Origin of the sequence: Streptomyces sp. NPDC059564, from assembly GCF_042735575.1 — a bacterium.
Lineage (GTDB): Bacteria > Actinomycetota > Actinomycetes > Streptomycetales > Streptomycetaceae > Streptomyces.
Map to the genome: position 1 here is coordinate 1 of NZ_JBHWBP010000147.1, position 18,010 is coordinate 18,010.

The following is an 18,010-nucleotide window of genomic DNA, read 5'->3' on the forward strand; positions in this document are numbered from 1 at the left end:
CCACGGCACCGAAGCCATACGCCGGTACGGGCTCGGTGCCGGCACCGCCCAAGCTCACGGACCCGCTCGCCTATGCCAGGGCGGCGGCGGTGCTGCTCTGGTCGTACGACACCCGCACCACCAGCCGTGACCAGCACCTCGCAGGCATGCACGCGTGGATGACCAGCGAGACGAAGTACACCGACTGGACGGCGATCTCCGGGCAGGTCCCGGACCCGGTGCTGTGGTCGCGGATGGCCGACAACGCCCAGTACGCCACCGCCGCCGTGGCCGAGGCCCACTTCCCGTCCTCGTTCAAGCAGGCCCTCGCGGAAAACCCCTCCGCGATCACCGAGGCCTACATCTACGCGGTCACCGTCACCGGCAAGCAGACCATCGCCTGGAAGGGCGGCGGGGGCGGCGCCGAGGACCGCGCCGTCACCCTCGCCGTCCAGTGCCGGCCCAGCTCCGACTGCGCCCTGGTCTCCCTCGCTCCGAGCGTCGCCCCGTAACACGCCACTGAAGACAAGGAGGTATCCCTCCAGTGGACTTCTGTTCCCTCCCCATCGCCAGCAAGTTGTGCTCGGCGGCCGACGCCATCGACTTCGTCAACGACCCGGGCCGGGCTATCACCGAGGGCATCGGCAACTGGATAGCCAAGAGCTGCGGCGAGTTCGCCGCAGCCTCCGCCGACCTCGCCGCCGAGGCCGTCAACGCCACGACCAAGATCGACCTGCGGGCCGGTTGGTTCGTCGATAACTACCAGCTGCTGCTGCCCATCGGCCTGACCATCCTGGTCGCCACATTCTGCGCCCAGCTCGTCCGGGCCGCGATCCGGCGCGACGGCCAGGCCCTGGCCCAGGCCTTCACCGGAACCGCCGGCGGCGTCATCTTCTGCTTCGTCGCCATCGCTGGCACCACCGTCGCCATCGAAGTGGTCGACGCCCTCTCCGACGGACTGTTCGCGGCAGCGGACACCTCGATCGAAGCGGCGGTGCGCCGCATGGTCAAGGCCAGCTCTGTCGCCTCCACCGTGCCGCTCGGCTGGATGATCCCCGGCATCGTCGGCCTCGGCGCCGGCATCGGGGCCATCCTCTACTGGTGCGTGATGATGGTCCGCAAGGTCGGCATCCTCGTCCTCGTCACGCTCGCGGTGTTCGCCGGGGCCGGAGGCGGCTGGGAAGCCGCCCGGCGCTGGCGCCGGGGCTGGATCGAAGCCACCGCCACGCTCGTGGTCAGCAAGCTGCTGATGACGATCGTGTTCCTCCTGGGCATCTCCGCCCTCGGCCAGACCCAGGCCAAGGACGGGCTCGGCGCGCTCGCCGACTGCCTCGCCGGAGTCGTGATCATGATGATGGTCCTGCTCTGCCCGTACGCCACGTTCAAGTTCGTCCACTGGGCGGCCGAGGGCACCGACGGTGAGTCCATCCACCGGGCCGGTGGCACCGGTGCGCAGATGGCCAAGCAGCACACCGAGCAGGCAGCCCGCAAGGCCGCCGCGATGGCCGCCACAGGCGGAGCCGGTGCCGCGGCCGGAGCCGGCGCATCACCGCAGGGCCCCGCCGGGTTCCCCGGTGACATCGCCGCCAACCCCACCGGCGGATCCGGAGGTGAGCAGAACAGCGCCCCGATGCCGTCCTCCGGCGGCGGTGCGGCAACCGACGCGCTGTCCAAGGCGGTTCAGCCTCCGCCGACCAGCGTGAGCCAGGACACCAGCGGCCAGCTCGGCGGAAGCACCGGATCCTCCCCGTCCGGTCCCTCTGGTGCGGGCGGTACGGGTCCTGCTCCCCGCTCCACCCAGGAAGGCCCGCCGCAGGGTGCTCCCGCGCACGGTCCGGCCGCCGCGAACAACCCCTTCGCGAGCGGTCCCTCGCCCACCGGCTCCTGAGCTGACCCGTCCCCGCCACCCGGGCGGGACACGCCGCACCACGATGCCGTGTCCCGCCCGGGTCCCAACCCCGAGCCACCGAAGGCGGCTTCTGCCTTGTCTGACCTTGTCCTCCCCCTCACGATCAAGTTTCCCCACCGGTCGCGGCGCGGCATCCTGCTCGGCCTGTCCCTGCCCCAGCTCGTCCTCACCTCCACCGCGCTCGCCCTGCTCCTGGCCACCGTGGTCTCCACCGGCCTCGTCGGCGCCCTGGCCCTGACCCCCCTGTGGGCCGTGGTCGCAGCGCTCGTCGTCATCCGGCGCCACGGCCGCTCCCTGATCGACTGGGCGCCGATCGTCCTGCGCTACGCCCAGCGCCGGCGCAACGGCCAGAGCCTGTGGCTGGCACGCGCGGTGTCCCGGCCCCGCACCGACGGCATGCTCCACCTGCCCGGCACCGCCGCCTCACTGCGCGTGGTCACCCCTGCCGGATCGCAGGCCGCCGCCGTCCACGACCCCCACAACCAGACGCTGACCGCCATCGCCCGCGTCTCCAGCCGCGCCTTCGCCCTCCTCGACCCCGCCACCCAGAACTCCAACGTGAGCGCGTGGGGCCGGGCCCTGGCCGGCATCGCCCGCAGCGGGCACATCGCCACCGTGCAGGTCCTGGAGCGCACCGTCCCCGACAGCGGCGACACCCTGACTCGGCACTGGACCACCCACGGCCAACCCCAGACCCCGGTCGCCGGGCAGGTGTACTCCGAACTCGTGGCCTCCGCAGGGCCCGCCGCCGCCCCGCACGAGAGCTACCTGGCTATCTCCCTGGACATGAAGGCCGCCAAGCGACTCGTCTCCCAGGCCGGCGGCGGATTGCCCGGCGCCTTCACCGTGCTCGGGCAGACCACCGCCTCCGTCGCCCAGGCCGCGCGCGGCGCCGGGCTGATGGTCACCGGCTGGCTCACGGCCCGCGAGATCGCCGCCGTGGTCCGCACCGCGTACGACCCCAAGGCCCTGGCCGGACTGCAGCAGTGGTCCGAGCACGGCAGGGCCGAAGCCGAACCGGCCGCCGCAGGACCGGTCGTGCAGGTCGAGGAGTACGACCGAGTCATCACCGACAGCGCCCGGCACGCCACCTACTGGGTAGAGAACTGGCCGCGCACCGAAACCGGCGCCGGGTTCCTGCACGGGCTGATGTTCACCGCCGGCGTGCGCCGCTCCTTCTCCCTTATCTACGTGCCCCAGGGGCTCGAGTCGGCGCTGCGCGACGTGCAGCGCACCAAGGCCACGATCATCGCGGACGCCGCCGAGCGCCAGCGCCGCGGCCAGGTCGACTCCGAGGCCGACTCCGTCGAGTACGGGGACGTCAAGGAACGCGAAAGGCAGCTGATCGCCGGGCACGCCGACGTCGCCCTCACCGGACTCCTGACCGTCTCCGCCGAGACCGACGCCCAGCTCGACGCCGCGTGCGCGCAGATCGAGACCGCCGCCGTCTCTGCCCAGGTCGACCTTCGCCGCCTGATCTACCAGCAGCCCGAAGCCCTCACCCTCGCAGCGCTCCCCTTGGCCCGCACCGCCCTGTAGCCGAACCCTCGCCGCACCGCTGCGGCAGCAAGGACCCACCACTTGACCAACACCACGATCCCGCCCGGCGACGCCCACCCCTACCTGCGGGCCGCGACCGCCGGCATCCGCCACCACACCCGCCAGGCAGCCCGGAACCCCCTCCCCGCCGACCGCGCACACGTGGACGTCCTGCACAGCCACCTGACCGCCCTCCACCTCCTGATGGACCGGCTCGCCGAGACCACCCGGCCCCCGCATCCGGCAGCCGGAAGGCACATCGCCGACGCCCACCTGCGGCTGTGGCAAGCCGCAACCAGCCTCCACGAGGCCTTCCACACCCTCCCGGCCACCGGATCCGCCAGCGCCGACACGGGATGCCGCCCCGACCGGCTGCCCGAAGGCCCCCCGGTGCTCACCATCTGCCAGCGCCAGCTCGCCTCCGGGCACGCCATCCGCCGCAAGACCACCCCCGCCGACCACGGCCCCCGCCCGGCACGCACCGCCTGAGGGCAGCCCCCGGCAGAAACGATCCGCCCCCATGTCCCAGCACCGCCCCGGACGCCGCGCCCGCCGCGCCTCCGCAAGCCCCCTGTTCACCCCCCACGGCACCGACCGCAACACCCGCAAGGCAGCACGCCGCCAGCTCGCCGAAGCCCAGGCCAAAGCCCGCGCCGAATCCACCTCTCCCTCCGGCGAACACGACTCCGCCGAGTCGGAGATGCCCCTCCCCCTCTACTCCGCCGCCGGACGGCCCGGTGCCGCCTCCGCCCGCGGCAACAAGCTCCGGCTGCCCGCCCACCGCATGACCACCGCCGTCGCCGCCGGCGCCTATCCGTTCCTCGCCGAGGGCGGGCTGGGAGCCGACGGCATCTACATCGGGCGGGACGTCCACGCCGAAGCCGCCTTCACGTTCGATCCGTTCACGCTGTACGGCAAGGTCGACGGGTTCACCAACCCCAACGTCCTGCTGGCCGGTGTGATCGGCCAGGGCAAGAGCGCCCTCGCCAAGTCCTTCGCGCTGCGGTCGGTCGCCTTCGGATACCGCGTCTACGTCCCCTGCGACCCCAAGGGCGAATGGACTCCCGTCGCCCAAGCCCTCGGCGGCACCTCGATCGCGCTCGGCCCCGGCCTGCCCGGCCGCCTCAACCCCCTGGACGCCGCCCCACGGCCCCCGTCCGTGACGGAGGCCGACTGGGCAGGCGAGGTCCGAAAACGCCGCCTTCTGCTGCTCGGCTCCCTCGCCCGCACCGTCCTGGGCCGCGACCTAATGCCGATGGAGCACACCGCCCTCGACATCACCCTCGACGGCGTCGTCAAGGCCGCAGCCGCAGCCGGACGCACCCCGCTCCTGGGCGACATCGCCCACACCCTGGCCCAGCCCGCCCTCCTCGACCAGGCCGCCGGGACCATCTCCGGCCACCTCGGAGACGCTGCCCGCGACCTCGCCCACGCCATGCGCCGCCTGGTCCACGGAGACCTGGCCGGGATGTTCGACGCCCCCTCCACTGTCGCCTTCGACCCGGGCACCCCAATGCTGTCCATCGACCTGTCCCGCCTCGGCGGATCGGGCGACGACACCGCGCTCGTCCTCGCCATGACCTGCGCCTCCGCCTGGATGGAATCCGCCCTCACCGACCCGCGCGGCGGACGACGCTGGATCGTCTACGACGAGGCGTGGCGCCTGATGCGCCACCCCGCCCTGCTACAGCGCATGCAGTCCCAGTGGAAGCTCTCCCGCGGACTCGGCATCGCCAACCTCATGGTCATCCACCGGCTCTCCGACCTCCTGACCGCCGGCGACGCCGGGTCCCAGGGCCGCGCCCTGGCCGAAGGGCTCCTCGCCGACTGCTCCACCCGCATCATCTACCGCCAGGAAACCGACCAGGTCCACGCAGCCGCCACCCTGCTCGGCCTGACCTCCGTCGAGACCGAAGCCATCTCCCACCTCAGCCGCGGACGCGGCCTGTGGAAGGTCGCAGGCCGCTCCTTCATCGTCCAGCACCTGCTCCACCCCGCCGAGCAGACCTTGTTCGATACCGACTCCCGAATGCACTGAAAGGCCGTGAAACGCCCATTCCTGACATCACCAGCCCCGACTACTTCCTCCAGCTCGCCCGGACCGTGGACAGGGTCTTCGAGGACCTGCCAACGGCTGAGGAGCTGCGCCGGGGCGACGACATCAGCCCGGACATCCACAACGTCGTCAGCGACATCGCCGTCATCCTGAACGAGGTCTGCGACGAGCTCGCCACCGGAAACCGGCACGAAGCCGAAAGCCTCACCGGCTACAGCCACCCCGAACGCTTCGGCACCGCGTCCCTCGCCCAGTGCGCGCCTCCCCTCGGAACGGCGCTCGCTCACCTCAGCCAGGTCGTGGACCGCCTCGGCTTCCTCCACGAGAACATCCGGCACTCCTCCACCGGACGCACCCCTCCGCCCGGCGACATCAGGATCGTCATCCAGGAGCATCTCGACCAGGCCAGCACCTCGCTGCGTACCGCAGCCCAGCAACTGCGCGGCAAGGCAACCGAGATCACCCGCGTGTTGCCCGCCCACGCAGACCGCCTCCTGGCCCACTACACGTACACACCAGCACCCCAGGCCATCACGCCCGCACCCGGCCGGGCCCGATGACCTCGCATCAAGAGCCGGAGACGGGTCGGCTAACAGTGCGTCCGCCGGCGCCCCTGCCTGATCACCGCAACATCCACGAGCCCAGCTGGCAGCGGGCCTGGGCCCGGTTCGGCCATGTGACCACTCCGCTGCGCGCACGCGGCCTGAGCTGCGATGTCCAGTACGGACTGGACGACTGGATCGTCTACGCCTGGCCGCCCGGACACGACTCCGCCGTCCTCGTCGGAAGGCAGAACGGCTGGCTGGCCACACACCAAACTCCGGCCGAGAGCCCGACCTCGATGACAGTCCTGTACGACACCACGGTCTCCCTTGGCCCCGACGACTTCGCCGACGTCGAGCCACTGCTCGCCGCGGTCGACGAGCTCCTCGCTCGGCTCGCCCGCGCACAGTCACCAGTGACAGCCCCCGGCCTGCACGTGGCCGAAGTCCCTCCCCCTCCAGTGGCTGGGCGCGGCACTCGCAGCCGCTGACCGACCCGCCTCCGCCCTTTCAGGAAGGTTCCCCGTGTACCACCCCGTCAGCATCCACATAGGACTGCATACCGCCGGACCGATGTCCCTGCCTCTTACCGACCCGGCGCAACGCGTCCTGTGGTCACGGGGGTTCACCTACTGCTCCCGGCTCGATGCGTACACCGCGCCGGCCTCGCTGCCCGTCGAGCAGCAGGAGCACCTCGTGCACCAGGCCGTGCACGCGCTGCAGCCGCTCGGTGTTCCCGTAGCCCACTTCCATCACCCGGCGGGCGGGAAGTGACCCAGGGAGGCTCCGAAGAGACCTTCGTACAGGCGGCCTTCCGGCGCCCGCCGACCGTCACCACCTCCCTGGAGGCGTTCACCGCCGAGCTCGCGCCCCGCCTGGGCGCCGCGTGGAGCCATACAGCCCTGCCGACGCCCTACCGGTGGAGCCACGTCGACAACCGGTTCTGGGACATGGAAGACGGAGTCCTCGGGCGTGCGCTGCGCGAGGACGGTGATCATCTGCGTGCGCGGGCCGTCCTCACCCATGCGCACGGCCTGCAGCTCTACATCGTCCAGCGGCCTCACCGGGCGGGTCAGCTCCTCGTCGGTGCGCTGCTTCCGGCAGGGGTGTTCGAGTACGGCACGATCGAGCCCCCTCGAGCCCTCGCGGTTCCCTGTGACCCCGCCCGTGGCGCCTCCGCGGTTCGGCGCCGGCTCCTTCCGCACTACCGGATCGCGGCGATGCGCGTGGCCAGCAGTACCAGATTCAAGCAGGCGCAGCACGTCGCGATCGGCCGATCGGCCGACGGCTGGCCGGTCGCCGACGCGGTCATGCCGCGCGCCGTGCGGGCTCTGCTCCATGAGGACGGACGCTGGAACCTGAACCCGGGCACCGGCCTGTGCGTCGCGGTCGGCCCCTCTCCACTCACACCCGAAGCCCTCATCCAGGAAGCCACAGACCGGCTCCGGGGCCTCGGCTTCAACGTCACGGTCACCGACCGGCATCCGCTGGAGGTCCACCTCCGCTCTCCGGGCCGGGCCGTCGCCGCGCCGAGCACCCTGTTGCCGCCCTCTCCGCCCAGCAGCCCCGGTCGAACCCGCTGACCCCGAGCATCCGTCGCCGATACCCGCCACGTCTCGCTGGAGAACCCCGCTGTCCACTCGCTCCTTCATCGCCCGCCCCACCAAGACCGGTGGCTACAACGGCATCTACGTCCATTCGGACGGGATCCCCAGCCACCACCTGCCCTTCCTACTCACCGCCCACCAATACAAATTCAACGGCGACCTCGACGCCATGTCCCGGCACCTGATCGACGACGTCGCCATCAGCTGGGACGAACTGGGCACCGACCTCCTCGACCACGCTCCCCCGGAGCTGTTCCTCGCGCTCACCGGCGGCGAGACGTGGCCGAGCCGAGAGCCCGAGAACCTCTTCACCCTGGACGGCTCGCCCCCGCAGCGGATGACCGTCACCCCCGAAGGCACAGGCGATCTGGAGTGGGGATACGTGCTGCACCCGCACGGAATCGAGGTCATCAGCCTGAGCGAACAGGACCGCGGCCCCGTCGTCGGATGGGCGACCGACCCCCTCTACCCGTTCAGCGACCACCCGTCGATGTGGGCACCGGCGGCGCCCGCCCAGGACCGTCCGCTCCGGACCTCACCCAAGCTGTCCACCACCCCGACCGCCCCGAGCGACGCCGCCCCATCGCGCACCGCACGCCGCTGATCCACAAGGAGCTGCCCTGCACGAACAGTTCGTCGTCGGCACGCACCCCACGTACGGGTACGTCGCCTCCGCCCAAGGAATCCCCGACCACATCAGCCAGTGGTACCTGACCCGCCTCGGGTTCCAGCCCGTTCAGGGCCTGCAGGGCGTGTACCTGCTGACGGCACCCACCCACGAAGGAGCCCGCCGCTCCCGCCAGGCCGTCGAGAGCCTGCGCAGCAGTGGGTACCGCGTCCACGCCGACTACTCCCTCGACCCCGCGAACACCAAGGCCGTCCAAACCGGGCCGGTCCGGGACCCACGCGAGTGGTACCGCGTCGGCGTTCCGCAGGCCGCCGCCACCGCCTCGCCCCAGTACGCCACCGCACGAGCCTGGGGCTCCAAGCCGCCGCAGACCACGCCGGTCACCCACACACCGGCCGCATCCACGCAGCCCGCCCGCACCCGCTGACACGAGAAAGATCCAACCTGCCCATGCTCACCACCACCTACGACGGGCCCGGGAGCAGCGAGCTGCGCCGCCGGGCCGCCCAGGAGGCCGCCGCCTTCCTGCACGGCCTGCCGGTTTCGCGCGATCCCGCTGCCCCGCTGCGCGCCTGCACCGAGGCCATGTCTCAGGCCACGACACCCGCCGAGGTCCACGCTCTGACCGAACTGGCCGCCGGCGGCGAGGAGGCCGGCCTAATCGTCCTGCGGAACCTGCTGCGCGCCGCCGGCATCCGCTGCCGGGAACAGGGCCACGCCCAGCTCGCCGCCCGCTACGACCGCACGAGCGACCTCCTCGAGATCGCCGACCGGGCGCTCTTCCAGCTCGGTGTCGACCTGCTGGCCAGCGCCTACAACGCCGGGCCGGACAGAGCCAATCCTCCTCCGGCTTCCGTCGGCTACGACGAGGGAGAGTCCACCTGACATCCTCCGAGATCACCCTCTACACCAGCCACCACCACGGCATCGTCGCCCTCGTATCCGGCGAGTCCTTCCGCTGGGCCCGCACTGCCCTTCAGCTCGCCGGGTTCGAGAAGGACCGTGACGGCAACTACGTCATGCCGCTGATCGACGCCGACCGTGCCCGCCAGGCCCTGGCCGCGCTCTCAGAGACCTCACGCTCGTGCCAGAGCACCGTCATCGCGGCCGACCAGCGCTACATCGGCGACTTCGCACTCGATGTCAGCAAGCACCTGCCCGGCCAGTGGAAGGTGAAGGTCGAGAACTACCCGCACCCCGCGGCGCGGGGCGACCTCCTCTCGTACCTGTGGACGACCGAACCCAACCTCCGTTTTGTGGAGAACCGGCGCGCACCAGCTGCCGCGATCCTGCAGTCCGAGGACGGGGCCGAACTCGGCATCGTCTACAACCCCCGCCACCGCGTGTACGACGTCGGGATGCTCGTCCCAGCGGACATGTACCTGGACGAGACCGTCACGCCACCGCCCATGATCACCGTGCATCCGACCCCCGTCCCCGCCGCCCGGACGATCGCCTCCAGCCTGCTCGTCGACTACCACCGAGCCGTCTTCGAGATGCAGTTGAACCACCTGGACGATGACCTCGCCTGGGCGCAAGAGGAGTTCGAGCCCGGGACCGTCCAAGATCCTCCCCCGCGCGACCTGGCCGACGCCTTCGACCGATTCACCTCGATCGCGCCGCACATCATCGCCTCCCTGCGTACCGGCGACGCTCCCGCCCTTGATGAGCACGACACGGCGTTCCTGGAGGACCTGGACGCCGCGTTCGGCCAGCCGCGCCCGGGCACCGAGGACGCGGGGAAGGCACGGGAGAACCCGAGCCTCGATCTGCTGTCGATGTGGATGACCGAAGGCGGAGGTCTAGTCGAACTTGCCCGGACCGCCGTCCGCACCGCACCCGCACAGACCGCCCTGGGCCCCGTCCGCGCCGTGAAGACATCTGGAGGGCTTCCCGCTCCTCCCCCGCGGGCCGGCATCGCCCTCAACCGCCGATAGACCACTGGAGCCGCCATTTCCCTCCCTCCGACGCCGCCCCCGCACGAGGCGGTCAACGCCCTGACCGGCTGGGGCACCCGGTTCTCGGTCATCACGCTCAGCTGCGAGCTTGCCCTGGAACGCCTCCACAACCGCCACGGCGACACGCTCGACGAGCACGCTGCCCAAGCCGTCGAGGCGAAACGCAACCGGGAACTCGCCGAACTCTTCGGCGACCTGCGGCCCTACGTGGCCACCTTGCTCACCCAGGCGCGTGCCGGAATCGAGGCCATGCCTCCCGCACCCCACCACGCGGGCTGGCAGCTCCTGGTCTCCGACCTCGCCCACGCCGCGGATACAGCCGTACGCATCCTGGACGAACACCCTCCGAGCCAGGACTCCGCGGCCCGCGACGCACGACTGTGGCCCTACCTGCGGACCTGGGGCGAACACGACGTGCTCCTGCGCGACCTGGCCCTCCAGCCGGCCCAGCCACCGCGCCCGGGACTGCAGCTCACGGGAGAGGAGCAGGAGTGGTGGGCCGCCCGGGCACGCGCAGCTCGCAGCCGTCATCTGCTCCGGCCCCAGGAGTCGCGATACGACGCCACAGGCCGCCAGCTCACCCTCGCCGTGTTGCCGTACCCGGACGAGGACGAAGAGGTCGTCCTGATCCTCGCCGGGGACATCGACAGCCCCCACATGCAGGTGCTGGGCTGCTACGACACCGACGACGAAGCCATCCGGGACCTTCCGCCGGCGGTCCCGCCCGGGGTGCTCTTCCCCGACGGGCACGCGCCAGCACCGCTCGAGCTCCCCGGGCTCCCTCTCGCCCAGCTGACGCGCGACGTCATCGACGCGCAGCACAGCGCCTCCGTCGCCGAGGCGATCTCCTACGTCACCGACCGGCCGCCCCACGCCCCCGCCGGGCACATCGCCCAGCTCACCGAGTTCCTCGACACCTGCGCCACCTGGGCCGGCGCGCTGGACACCCGGGCCGGGCACGAGATCGCTGTCCGCCTGCGAATCCTCTCCACACAGACCGGTCACCTGCTCCAAGACCTCACGCGCGTCGGAGAGCAGCTGGAGGACGCCGTGGCCGTCCTGCCGCCACACCGCACCCCCGCCCCCCGGCATCTGCCCACGCCTCGCCCACCAGCCATCACCACCACACCCGTGGCCGCGGCACCTCCGGTGAGCCCGACCTCCACGCACCGCCGCTAGCGGTCGGCCCGGCGCCCACTCCCCGCACGCCTTCTGACGGAAAGCCCTGCCCTGTTGACCCTGGCCGATCACCCGACCACCATCCCACCGCCCGCCACGTACAGCGCCGTCCTAGGGAGCCGGCACGTCCTGCGCCTGCTCGGCGGCACCCTGACCGGACGCCTGCCCAACGGCATGGTCCCCGTCGGACTCGTCCTGTGGATCACCGGAGGTGGTGGATCACTGGCCTTCGCCGGCCTGCTCGCCGCGCTGTACGGGCTGGCGTCCGGGCTGTCCCAGCCGGTCAAGGGCAGGCTGATGGACCGCTACGGCCAGACCCATGTCTCCGCCCCGGCGGTGCTGCTGAACTCCGGCTGCCTGGCCGCGCTCCCCTGGATCGGAGCGGACGGGCACCCGGCGGTGGTGACCGCGGTGGTGGGGGTCGCGGGCCTGGTCACGGCGCCGCTGGAATCCGGGCTGCGGGCGTTGTGGCCGACCGTCGTGCCCGACCCCGGACAGCGCCGGATCATCCAGGCCCTGGACACCGGCTCGCAGGGGCTCCTCTACATCACGGGCCCGCTGCTCGCCTCCTGGCTAGCCACCACACACGGCCCCGACACCGCGCTGACCGCGACCGCAGCACTCGGGCTCGTGGGCACGGCGGTCGTCCTGACCGCCGCCCCGTCACGGACCTGGCGCCCCGCCACCGCAGACGGGGCAGCGGGAAGCGGGCGCCTGATCGGGGCCGGCCTGGTCCTGCTGTGCACCGCGCTGGCGGGAACGGGCTTCGCGCTCGGCGCGATGACAGTGTGGGCCGCGGGCATGGCCGCCGCCCACGGGCTGGCCATGCTTTCCGGGGTACTGCCTGCCGCGTTCTCCACCGGCAGCTTCATCGGCGGCCTGATCTACGCCCGCAGGACATGGCCCGGCACGACCACCACCCAACTCATCACCACCAGCGCTCTGTTCTTCATCGGCTGGGTTCCGCTCCTGACCCAACCCGAGCCTCGGGCCGCCATCGCCCTCGCGGTCCTCCCGGGGCTGTTCCTCACCCTGATCATCACCAACGGCTTCCACACCGTCGACTCCCTTGCCCCCGCCTCCCGCACCACCGAGGCGTACGCCTGGCTGATCCTGTCGGTCGGCACCGGCCAGGCCGCCGGAACCGCGCTCGCCGGCGCCCTCTCCGGGCACCCCTACGTCCTGGCCGGGCTCCCCGGCGCCGGAGCCGCTACCTCCCTGGCCATCCTCATCCTCGCCCGCCGCAAGCTCGGCCCCGGCCGCAGCCTCGGCCGTCACCGGCGAACCCGCCAGGCCAAGAACCCCAACTCACACATCTTCGAAGGGAATTCACGCATGGCTGTACGAACCGAATGGAAGATCGTCCACAGCTGTGGACACAGCACCACCCGGGACCTGTCGGACCGTCCCGCCGACAAGCGGGCCGGATTCGCCCGCTGGCTCGGAGAGCGGGACTGCACCGACTGCTGGAAGGCCGCCCGCGACTCCGACACCGCCGCGAAGGAGGAATGGCTCGCCGCCAAGCGCGCCGAGGAGCAGCAGGCTGCGGTCGCCTGGGCGGAGCAGTTCGACATGCCGCCGCTGGAGGGTCCGGAGCGGGCTCTGGCCTGGGGCGAGCGTTCCCGCTACCAGCTGGTGACCACCTCGTACACCGCACTGGTCGCCGAGGGATCCTGGGACGAGGCGGACTGGTCGGTCATGGAGGAGAAAATCCGTACGGTCACCCGGGCCGGCTGGTGGATCGACCAGCGCGACGCCGAGGGCACGGACCTTCCCGAGCTCCTCGACGCGGCCACGACGGAGGACCGGGGGACGGAAAACCCGTTCCGGTAGCCGGGGCGAGGCCCATATATAGCCGACGATCCCCGGTCAGCCAAACCGGGGATTCTCCAGACCATTGAAGTACTTCACCAGCCGCTCCCCGCGGCACCTTCGTGGAAGGACTTCTGCCGTGCCCGACGCCAGCCGCGCCGCGTTCATACCCGCCGACGCGATCACCCCCGACCGGGACATCACCCACGAGCACTTCGCCCCCGGCGACCGGATCGTGGTCATCAAAGGTGTGGACGACGGCACCCTGTGGGGCGACGCGATGACGGTGGTCACCCCGTCCTGGCACACCCCGACGAACGAGGACGGGTGGCGCCTGCGGAACCCCGAGGGAGGCGCCCGCAGCTTCATCACCGGACACCCCCGCTACCTCGTCCACCTCTCCGCGCACTGCCCCGACTGCCTGATCTACCAGCGGGCCCTGCAGGACTACCTGGTCCCGAGGTTCCCCGGCAGCGAACCCGTCGACATGGGCTGGTACTCGATCACCGAGCTGAACCAGCTCCTCCACGTCGCCGACGGCCGGGCCGGCAGCCGGTGATCCCCACGGTGCACGAGCGAAGCACGTCCTGTGTGGACGGGCTCGCCGCAGCGCTGGGCCGGCCCGTCAGCGGCCAGGAAGGGCTGACCACCGAGGGCACGATCGTCGCCCACTGGCGGTACCTCAAGTGGTTCACCGACGAGGACCGGATCTGGACCTCGTCCGAGTGGGCCCAGCACATCGACGACCCGCACAGGCAGCATCCGTTCCCCGCCGACTACCGGGGCGACCCCCGCGTCATCTTCCATGTGAGCGTCCGCCTGCACCCCAAGGACCGGGAGCTCACGCCCGCCGAATGGTCCGAGGTCGGCTGCCGGCTCGCGCGCGTCGCAGGGATCGCCCCGCCCGGCGACCCGAACTCCGGCCGGTGGATTGCTGTTCGAGAATGGCCCGACCGTCTCGACCTGCTGGCCAACCTGATCCGCGAAGACGGCAACCCGGCGACCGTGCCTCGGCAAGTGCACCACGTCCTGGCTGCGGAATGCCGGCGCATCGAAGCGGACCTCGGCCTGCTCTCCCCGCACGAGCACCACGTCAGCCCCTTCAAAGCCAACATGCTGACCGCTACGAACTCGACCACCGAGCGGCTCGACCCCAGCCTCGCAGCGCACCTGTCCGACGAGGCCCACCGGCACCTGGCCGTCGCGCGCCGCCTCATGGAGAGGGCAGGTCAGCATCTCGGCGCCCCTGTCCCCAGCCCTGCCCCACTCCTCCCCGCCGGCTTCCCCGCGCCCCGTTCCCCCCGGGGCCGCTGACCGGCTTCCCCCTTGCAGAAAGCATTCTCTTCGTGGCCCTTGCCCACCGCGTCCTGACCATCCGGCGCGATCCGCACTCCGGTGAAGTCCTCGCCCGTGGAGGCGATCCGGAAGCCCACAGCCTCCTGGAGCGCACCGGGTTCGTCCCCGTGGTCCGCCGCCATGAGAGCTACCACCGTCTGCCCACCGGCCTCGGCCAGGATGAGGAGATCCGCCTCGCCACCCGGGCCGTAGCCCGCTTGCAAACCGTCGGCTACGACCTCGACACCGACCCCGTCTTCGCCACCGAGCGACGCGAACCGCATTACCTCGCCCTCGGCGACCAAGTCCGACACCTCGCGGTCCGGATCCGGGAAGCTGAGAACACCGAAGAGGTGGCTGACACCCTCACGGAGCTGACCGCCACCCACGACGGGATCATGGCGGCGCTCACCACGGTCCTGCACACCGCGGCCGACTTCCTGCAGGACCTCGGACATCCCGTGGACCCGCACACGGCCGCCCGGTTGCGCCACCTGGCCGACGAGCAACTCCACGTCCTCGCCTCCGAACTGGGGCACGTCCGCAACGATCTCGCCGACCGTCACGCCGTACACCCCCACCGTGCGCCCTGCCCGCAGGAAGTCGCCGGTGACGAGCTCGAGAAGTCGGCTTCCTGCCCCTGTCCCGCGCCCGCCCGTATCCCCACCACGCCCAGCGCACCGGCCGCCGCTCTGCCCGCCCCGGCCGGCCGCCGCCGCTGACCCGCCCCGATCCCGCCCGAGGAACCCATGCCCGACCACGCCCCCGAAGAGCTCGACTCTTTCGCCGCCATCCTCACCGAGCTCCTGCCCGGCACCTGGACCCGGGAACTGCGCCAGCACACCGCCCACGACGACCAGTTCTTCCTCACCGCCGACGTCTGGGACATGAACCGCGTCGCCGACGCCCTCGCCCAGCACCACCTGAAGCAGGACGTCATCCTCACCCGCGACGACGGTCGGCGCCTGTTCCTGATGGACCACCCCCACTACGAAGACGAGTTCCTCGTCGCCGCCATGGCCCCCTCCGACACCCACGCGGAGGCGTTTCGCGGGGTGGCGGAGCCGGACGGAATCACGATCCCCGCCGACCCCGCGCAGGCCGTCTTTGTCATCGCCACCCAGCTCCTGCCTCGCTACGAGACCGCTCTGGCCCAGGTCCAGGACAACGCCCTGCGACTGGACCGCGCCTCCGCCCAGCCCGACACCCTGGTGCTGACCTGGACGGAATCCGGCGACCTCACTGCCACCACCGACCGATCGGAGGTGGCCGAGGTCCTGACCGCCCACGGATTCGTCCACGACCCCGGCCAGCAGACGTACGTCGCCTCTGGAGACGACACCGCTCACCAGGCTCAGTGCGTACGGGCGGCCGGCGCCGCGCTCGGCGCCCTGAACATCGGTGTGACCCTGCGCAACGCGCCCCAACGGGGCACGCCGGCAACGAAGCCGCTGCCCGCACCACGCCCGGCTGCGGCGAACACCGTGCGCTCCCGGTGACGGACAGCGCAGAGCCCGACTTCCTCGTCCTCGGCTACGTCACCATCACCCGCGACCCGCGCACCCAGCTTGTGGTGGCCAGCCGGTGCACACCGGAGGTCGTGGGCATCCTGGAGACCGTCGGCCGCTTCCGCGAGGCTCCGGGACCGCGCGGTCCCTTCATCCGCCAGCCGCACGATATGCCCGTCGACCAGCAGCGTCACTACGCGACCGCCGCGGCGCAGGCCCTCCTGATCTCAGGGTTCAGCGTCTACCTGGACCCGTCCCTGAACACGCTCGCCAGCCCCGACGGGGACCGGGCAGCGGCGCACCGCTACCTCGACCAGCTCACCGAGCGGGCCCGCAAGGCCACCGACGACGAGCAAGTAGCGGAGATCCTGGCCGAAGTGGCCGCGCCCGCCGCCGAGGGCCTGCTGTCCCACCTGGTGGAGACCCTGATCACGACCTGGGTCGCCTGGAGCCAGCGCACGGAGGGGCCCCTCTACACGGACGGCCTCGCGATGCGGCTGATGGAAACCACCAGCGGCCTCTCGCGCGGCGGTGACGAGATCCGGAACATCCGCAATCAGGCCGCCGCCAAGCCGGCCGCCTCTCAACCGCCTTCACCTCCAGGCCCAGCGGCATCGCCGCCCGCCCGGGGACGCTGACCCCGCCGCCCTCCACACCCGAAACGGTCATGCCTCCACGACACCATCGAACTGATCTCGCGGCCTTCGCGGACGGCGTCGCCGCCCGCCTGCCCGATACCTGGACCAGCACCTACACCCGTCACGCCGCCTACCACGACCAAATCGACACCACGAACTCGGTGTGGGACATGGGAGCCGTCGGCTACGCCACCTCCAACTTCGTCCTGGGCCACCAGGCCGTGCTCGCCCGAGCCGACGGAGCACGCCTGCTGCTCTTCGACCGCCCTTTGTACCGGCACCAGTTCATGATCGGGGCGCTCGAACCGGACGCCCCTGACGACGCCTTCTACCAGGTGGACGAACCCAACGGCATCGCCGTGCCCGCCGACCCCGCCCGCGCCGCCGCCCAGGTCGCCCGCAGGCTGCTCCCCCGCTACGAGAAGGCGCTGCGCCAGGTCCGGCACAACACCGCCCACCCGGTGCCCCGCAGGCCCGAACCGGCGCTGATCAACGGGGCGGTGAGCATGGCCTGGCACCCGGACGGGGCCGTCGGCGCCGTGACCGGAGTGCCCGAGGCAACTGCGGTCCTGTACGGCGCCGGATTCGGGTACCACCCCTATCACCGGCAGTTCCTGCTTCCGGCGTCGTACGGCGACCGCGAGCAGATCGCCCGCGTCCAGGCCGTCTCCCAGCAGCTGGCCCGTATCGGCGTCGGCGTCACCATGCGCCCGGCCCGGCCGGCCCCCGCGCCCACGGCGCTGCCCGCTCGCCCGCCGGCCCCGGCTGTCGCCTCTGCGACCCGCTGATCCACCCACCACCGTGAGGAGATCCCCTCGTGGGAAATCTGGCCGACGAATCCGGCACCGACGTCGAGATATACCGACGGGCCCACACCCCCGGCAGCGTGCACATCGTCAGCCGCAGCGACGCCCCCGAAGAACTCCTGGCCCTCCTCGACCGTGCCGGCCTTGAACGCCACACCGAGGCGACCTCCGGCCCCGTCTACGTCTGGCACGAAACCCCCGAAGGCCTGAGCCAGCGCGCCCAGAACCGGCTCGCCACCCGCGCGGCGCTCCCGCTGCTCATCGCCGACTACAAGGTCAACATCGACCCGGACGTGTACGACGTGACCGCCTGGGCCCGAGCAATGGCCGAGCACCGCACACGACAGGCCGGCGCCCGAACCGGACTGGCCACCGTAGTACCGCCGCAGGGGCCACACGGCTCCCCACCTCGATCCCGCTGACGACGCCGTCCCCGGCTCTCCCCCGGGCCGGGGACGGTTCCAGCCCGCCCCACCTGGAGCATCACGATCCAGCAGACCCCCCACCGACTGCC

General features: G+C 71.5%; 22 protein-coding genes and 1 pseudogene. All 23 read left to right on the forward strand.

What is annotated here, in order from left to right; translation table 11 throughout:
• Nucleotides 1-491 (forward strand): hypothetical protein (locus tag ACFV0Q_RS23455; RefSeq protein WP_385008272.1); only part of this gene is annotated, 491 nt, incomplete at its 5' end.
• A 32-nt stretch (nt 492-523) separates the two neighbouring features.
• Nucleotides 524-1,867 carry an ATP-binding protein gene (locus tag ACFV0Q_RS23460; protein WP_385008273.1) on the forward strand — a complete coding sequence of 448 codons (1,344 nt, stop codon included), beginning with the start codon at nt 524-526 and terminating at the stop codon, nt 1,865-1,867.
• A 96-nt stretch (nt 1,868-1,963) separates the two neighbouring features.
• Nucleotides 1,964-3,427 (forward strand): SCO6880 family protein, encoded by a 1,464-nt coding sequence (locus ACFV0Q_RS23465; RefSeq protein WP_385008274.1) that lies wholly within the window; start codon nt 1,964-1,966, stop codon nt 3,425-3,427.
• Nucleotides 3,428-3,469: 42 nt separating this feature from the next.
• On the forward strand, nt 3,470-3,916 hold the full coding sequence (locus ACFV0Q_RS23470) for a DUF6238 family protein (protein ID WP_385008275.1): 447 nt from the start codon (nt 3,470-3,472) through the stop codon (nt 3,914-3,916).
• Nucleotides 3,917-3,947: 31 nt separating this feature from the next.
• Nucleotides 3,948-5,465: a VirB4 family type IV secretion system protein gene (locus ACFV0Q_RS23475; RefSeq protein ID WP_385008276.1), complete on the forward strand. Its 1,518-nt coding sequence runs from the start codon at nt 3,948-3,950 to the stop codon at nt 5,463-5,465.
• A 65-nt stretch (nt 5,466-5,530) separates the two neighbouring features.
• Nucleotides 5,531-6,043 carry a hypothetical protein gene (locus ACFV0Q_RS23480; protein WP_385008277.1) on the forward strand — a complete coding sequence of 171 codons (513 nt, stop codon included), beginning with the start codon at nt 5,531-5,533 and terminating at the stop codon, nt 6,041-6,043.
• A 116-nt stretch (nt 6,044-6,159) separates the two neighbouring features.
• Nucleotides 6,160-6,516, forward strand: a complete 357-nt coding sequence (locus ACFV0Q_RS23485) for a hypothetical protein (protein WP_385008279.1) — start codon at nt 6,160-6,162, stop codon at nt 6,514-6,516.
• Between the two features lie 82 nt (nt 6,517-6,598).
• Nucleotides 6,599-6,799, forward strand: coding sequence for a hypothetical protein (locus tag ACFV0Q_RS23490; protein WP_385008280.1), 201 nt, complete (start codon nt 6,599-6,601; stop codon nt 6,797-6,799).
• Nucleotides 6,796-7,608: a hypothetical protein gene (locus tag ACFV0Q_RS23495; protein ID WP_385008281.1), complete on the forward strand. Its 813-nt coding sequence runs from the start codon at nt 6,796-6,798 to the stop codon at nt 7,606-7,608. Before ACFV0Q_RS23490 ends, ACFV0Q_RS23495 begins: the two co-directional genes overlap by 4 nt.
• Nucleotides 7,609-7,801: 193 nt before the next feature.
• The gene (locus ACFV0Q_RS23500; protein ID WP_385008282.1) at nt 7,802-8,236 is read left to right on the forward strand and encodes a hypothetical protein; all 435 of its coding nucleotides are present in this window, start codon (nt 7,802-7,804) and stop codon (nt 8,234-8,236) included.
• Between the two features lie 148 nt (nt 8,237-8,384).
• Nucleotides 8,385-8,687 (forward strand): hypothetical protein, encoded by a 303-nt coding sequence (locus ACFV0Q_RS23505; RefSeq protein ID WP_385008283.1) that lies wholly within the window; start codon nt 8,385-8,387, stop codon nt 8,685-8,687.
• A 23-nt stretch (nt 8,688-8,710) separates the two neighbouring features.
• The gene (locus tag ACFV0Q_RS23510) at nt 8,711-9,145 is read left to right on the forward strand and encodes a hypothetical protein (protein WP_385008284.1); all 435 of its coding nucleotides are present in this window, start codon (nt 8,711-8,713) and stop codon (nt 9,143-9,145) included.
• Between the two features lie 134 nt (nt 9,146-9,279).
• The gene (locus tag ACFV0Q_RS23515; protein ID WP_385008286.1) at nt 9,280-10,197 is read left to right on the forward strand and encodes a hypothetical protein; all 918 of its coding nucleotides are present in this window, start codon (nt 9,280-9,282) and stop codon (nt 10,195-10,197) included.
• A gap of 270 nt (nt 10,198-10,467) precedes the next feature.
• Nucleotides 10,468-11,397, forward strand: a complete 930-nt coding sequence (locus ACFV0Q_RS23520) for a hypothetical protein (protein WP_385008287.1) — start codon at nt 10,468-10,470, stop codon at nt 11,395-11,397.
• A gap of 174 nt (nt 11,398-11,571) precedes the next feature.
• Nucleotides 11,572-12,348: pseudogene (locus tag ACFV0Q_RS23525) on the forward strand (MFS transporter); the annotation flags it as partial.
• A gap of 384 nt (nt 12,349-12,732) precedes the next feature.
• The gene (locus tag ACFV0Q_RS23530) at nt 12,733-13,230 is read left to right on the forward strand and encodes a hypothetical protein (protein ID WP_385008298.1); all 498 of its coding nucleotides are present in this window, start codon (nt 12,733-12,735) and stop codon (nt 13,228-13,230) included.
• A 118-nt stretch (nt 13,231-13,348) separates the two neighbouring features.
• Nucleotides 13,349-13,768 carry a hypothetical protein gene (locus tag ACFV0Q_RS23535; RefSeq protein ID WP_385008288.1) on the forward strand — a complete coding sequence of 140 codons (420 nt, stop codon included), beginning with the start codon at nt 13,349-13,351 and terminating at the stop codon, nt 13,766-13,768.
• Between the two features lie 8 nt (nt 13,769-13,776).
• Nucleotides 13,777-14,523, forward strand: a complete 747-nt coding sequence (locus ACFV0Q_RS23540) for a relaxase/mobilization nuclease (protein WP_385008290.1) — start codon at nt 13,777-13,779, stop codon at nt 14,521-14,523.
• 32 nt (nt 14,524-14,555) lie between these two features.
• The gene (locus tag ACFV0Q_RS23545) at nt 14,556-15,266 is read left to right on the forward strand and encodes a hypothetical protein (protein ID WP_385008291.1); all 711 of its coding nucleotides are present in this window, start codon (nt 14,556-14,558) and stop codon (nt 15,264-15,266) included.
• Between the two features lie 27 nt (nt 15,267-15,293).
• Nucleotides 15,294-16,043, forward strand: coding sequence for a hypothetical protein (locus ACFV0Q_RS23550; protein ID WP_385008292.1), 750 nt, complete (start codon nt 15,294-15,296; stop codon nt 16,041-16,043).
• A complete protein-coding gene (locus ACFV0Q_RS23555) occupies nt 16,040-16,690 on the forward strand; it encodes a hypothetical protein (RefSeq protein ID WP_385008293.1) in 651 nt (216 codons plus the stop codon). The genes ACFV0Q_RS23550 and ACFV0Q_RS23555 overlap by 4 nt, the downstream gene beginning before the upstream one ends.
• Before the next feature lie 29 nt (nt 16,691-16,719).
• Nucleotides 16,720-17,478 carry a hypothetical protein gene (locus ACFV0Q_RS23560; protein ID WP_385008295.1) on the forward strand — a complete coding sequence of 253 codons (759 nt, stop codon included), beginning with the start codon at nt 16,720-16,722 and terminating at the stop codon, nt 17,476-17,478.
• Between the two features lie 29 nt (nt 17,479-17,507).
• Complete coding sequence (locus ACFV0Q_RS23565) at nt 17,508-17,918, forward strand: hypothetical protein (RefSeq protein ID WP_385008297.1); 411 nt, start codon at nt 17,508-17,510, stop codon at nt 17,916-17,918.
• Nucleotides 17,919-18,010 lie beyond the last annotated feature (92 nt).

What these genes read in the sequence shown, in the direction of transcription:
- ACFV0Q_RS23475 (WP_385008276.1), top strand. Translation starts at nt 3,948, where the DNA reads ATGTCCCAGCACCGCCCCGGACGCCGCGCCCGCCGCGCCTCCGCAAGC.
- ACFV0Q_RS23490 (WP_385008280.1), top strand. Translation starts at nt 6,599, where the DNA reads ATGTCCCTGCCTCTTACCGACCCGGCGCAACGCGTCCTGTGGTCACGG.
- ACFV0Q_RS23500 (WP_385008282.1), top strand. Translation starts at nt 7,802, where the DNA reads ATGTCCCGGCACCTGATCGACGACGTCGCCATCAGCTGGGACGAACTG.
- ACFV0Q_RS23510 (WP_385008284.1), top strand. Translation starts at nt 8,711, where the DNA reads ATGCTCACCACCACCTACGACGGGCCCGGGAGCAGCGAGCTGCGCCGC.
- ACFV0Q_RS23515 (WP_385008286.1), top strand. Translation starts at nt 9,280, where the DNA reads ATGCCGCTGATCGACGCCGACCGTGCCCGCCAGGCCCTGGCCGCGCTC.
- ACFV0Q_RS23520 (WP_385008287.1), top strand. Translation starts at nt 10,468, where the DNA reads ATGCCTCCCGCACCCCACCACGCGGGCTGGCAGCTCCTGGTCTCCGAC.
- ACFV0Q_RS23530 (WP_385008298.1), top strand. Translation starts at nt 12,733, where the DNA reads ATGGCTGTACGAACCGAATGGAAGATCGTCCACAGCTGTGGACACAGC.
- ACFV0Q_RS23550 (WP_385008292.1), top strand. Translation starts at nt 15,294, where the DNA reads ATGCCCGACCACGCCCCCGAAGAGCTCGACTCTTTCGCCGCCATCCTC.
- ACFV0Q_RS23560 (WP_385008295.1), top strand. Translation starts at nt 16,720, where the DNA reads ATGCCTCCACGACACCATCGAACTGATCTCGCGGCCTTCGCGGACGGC.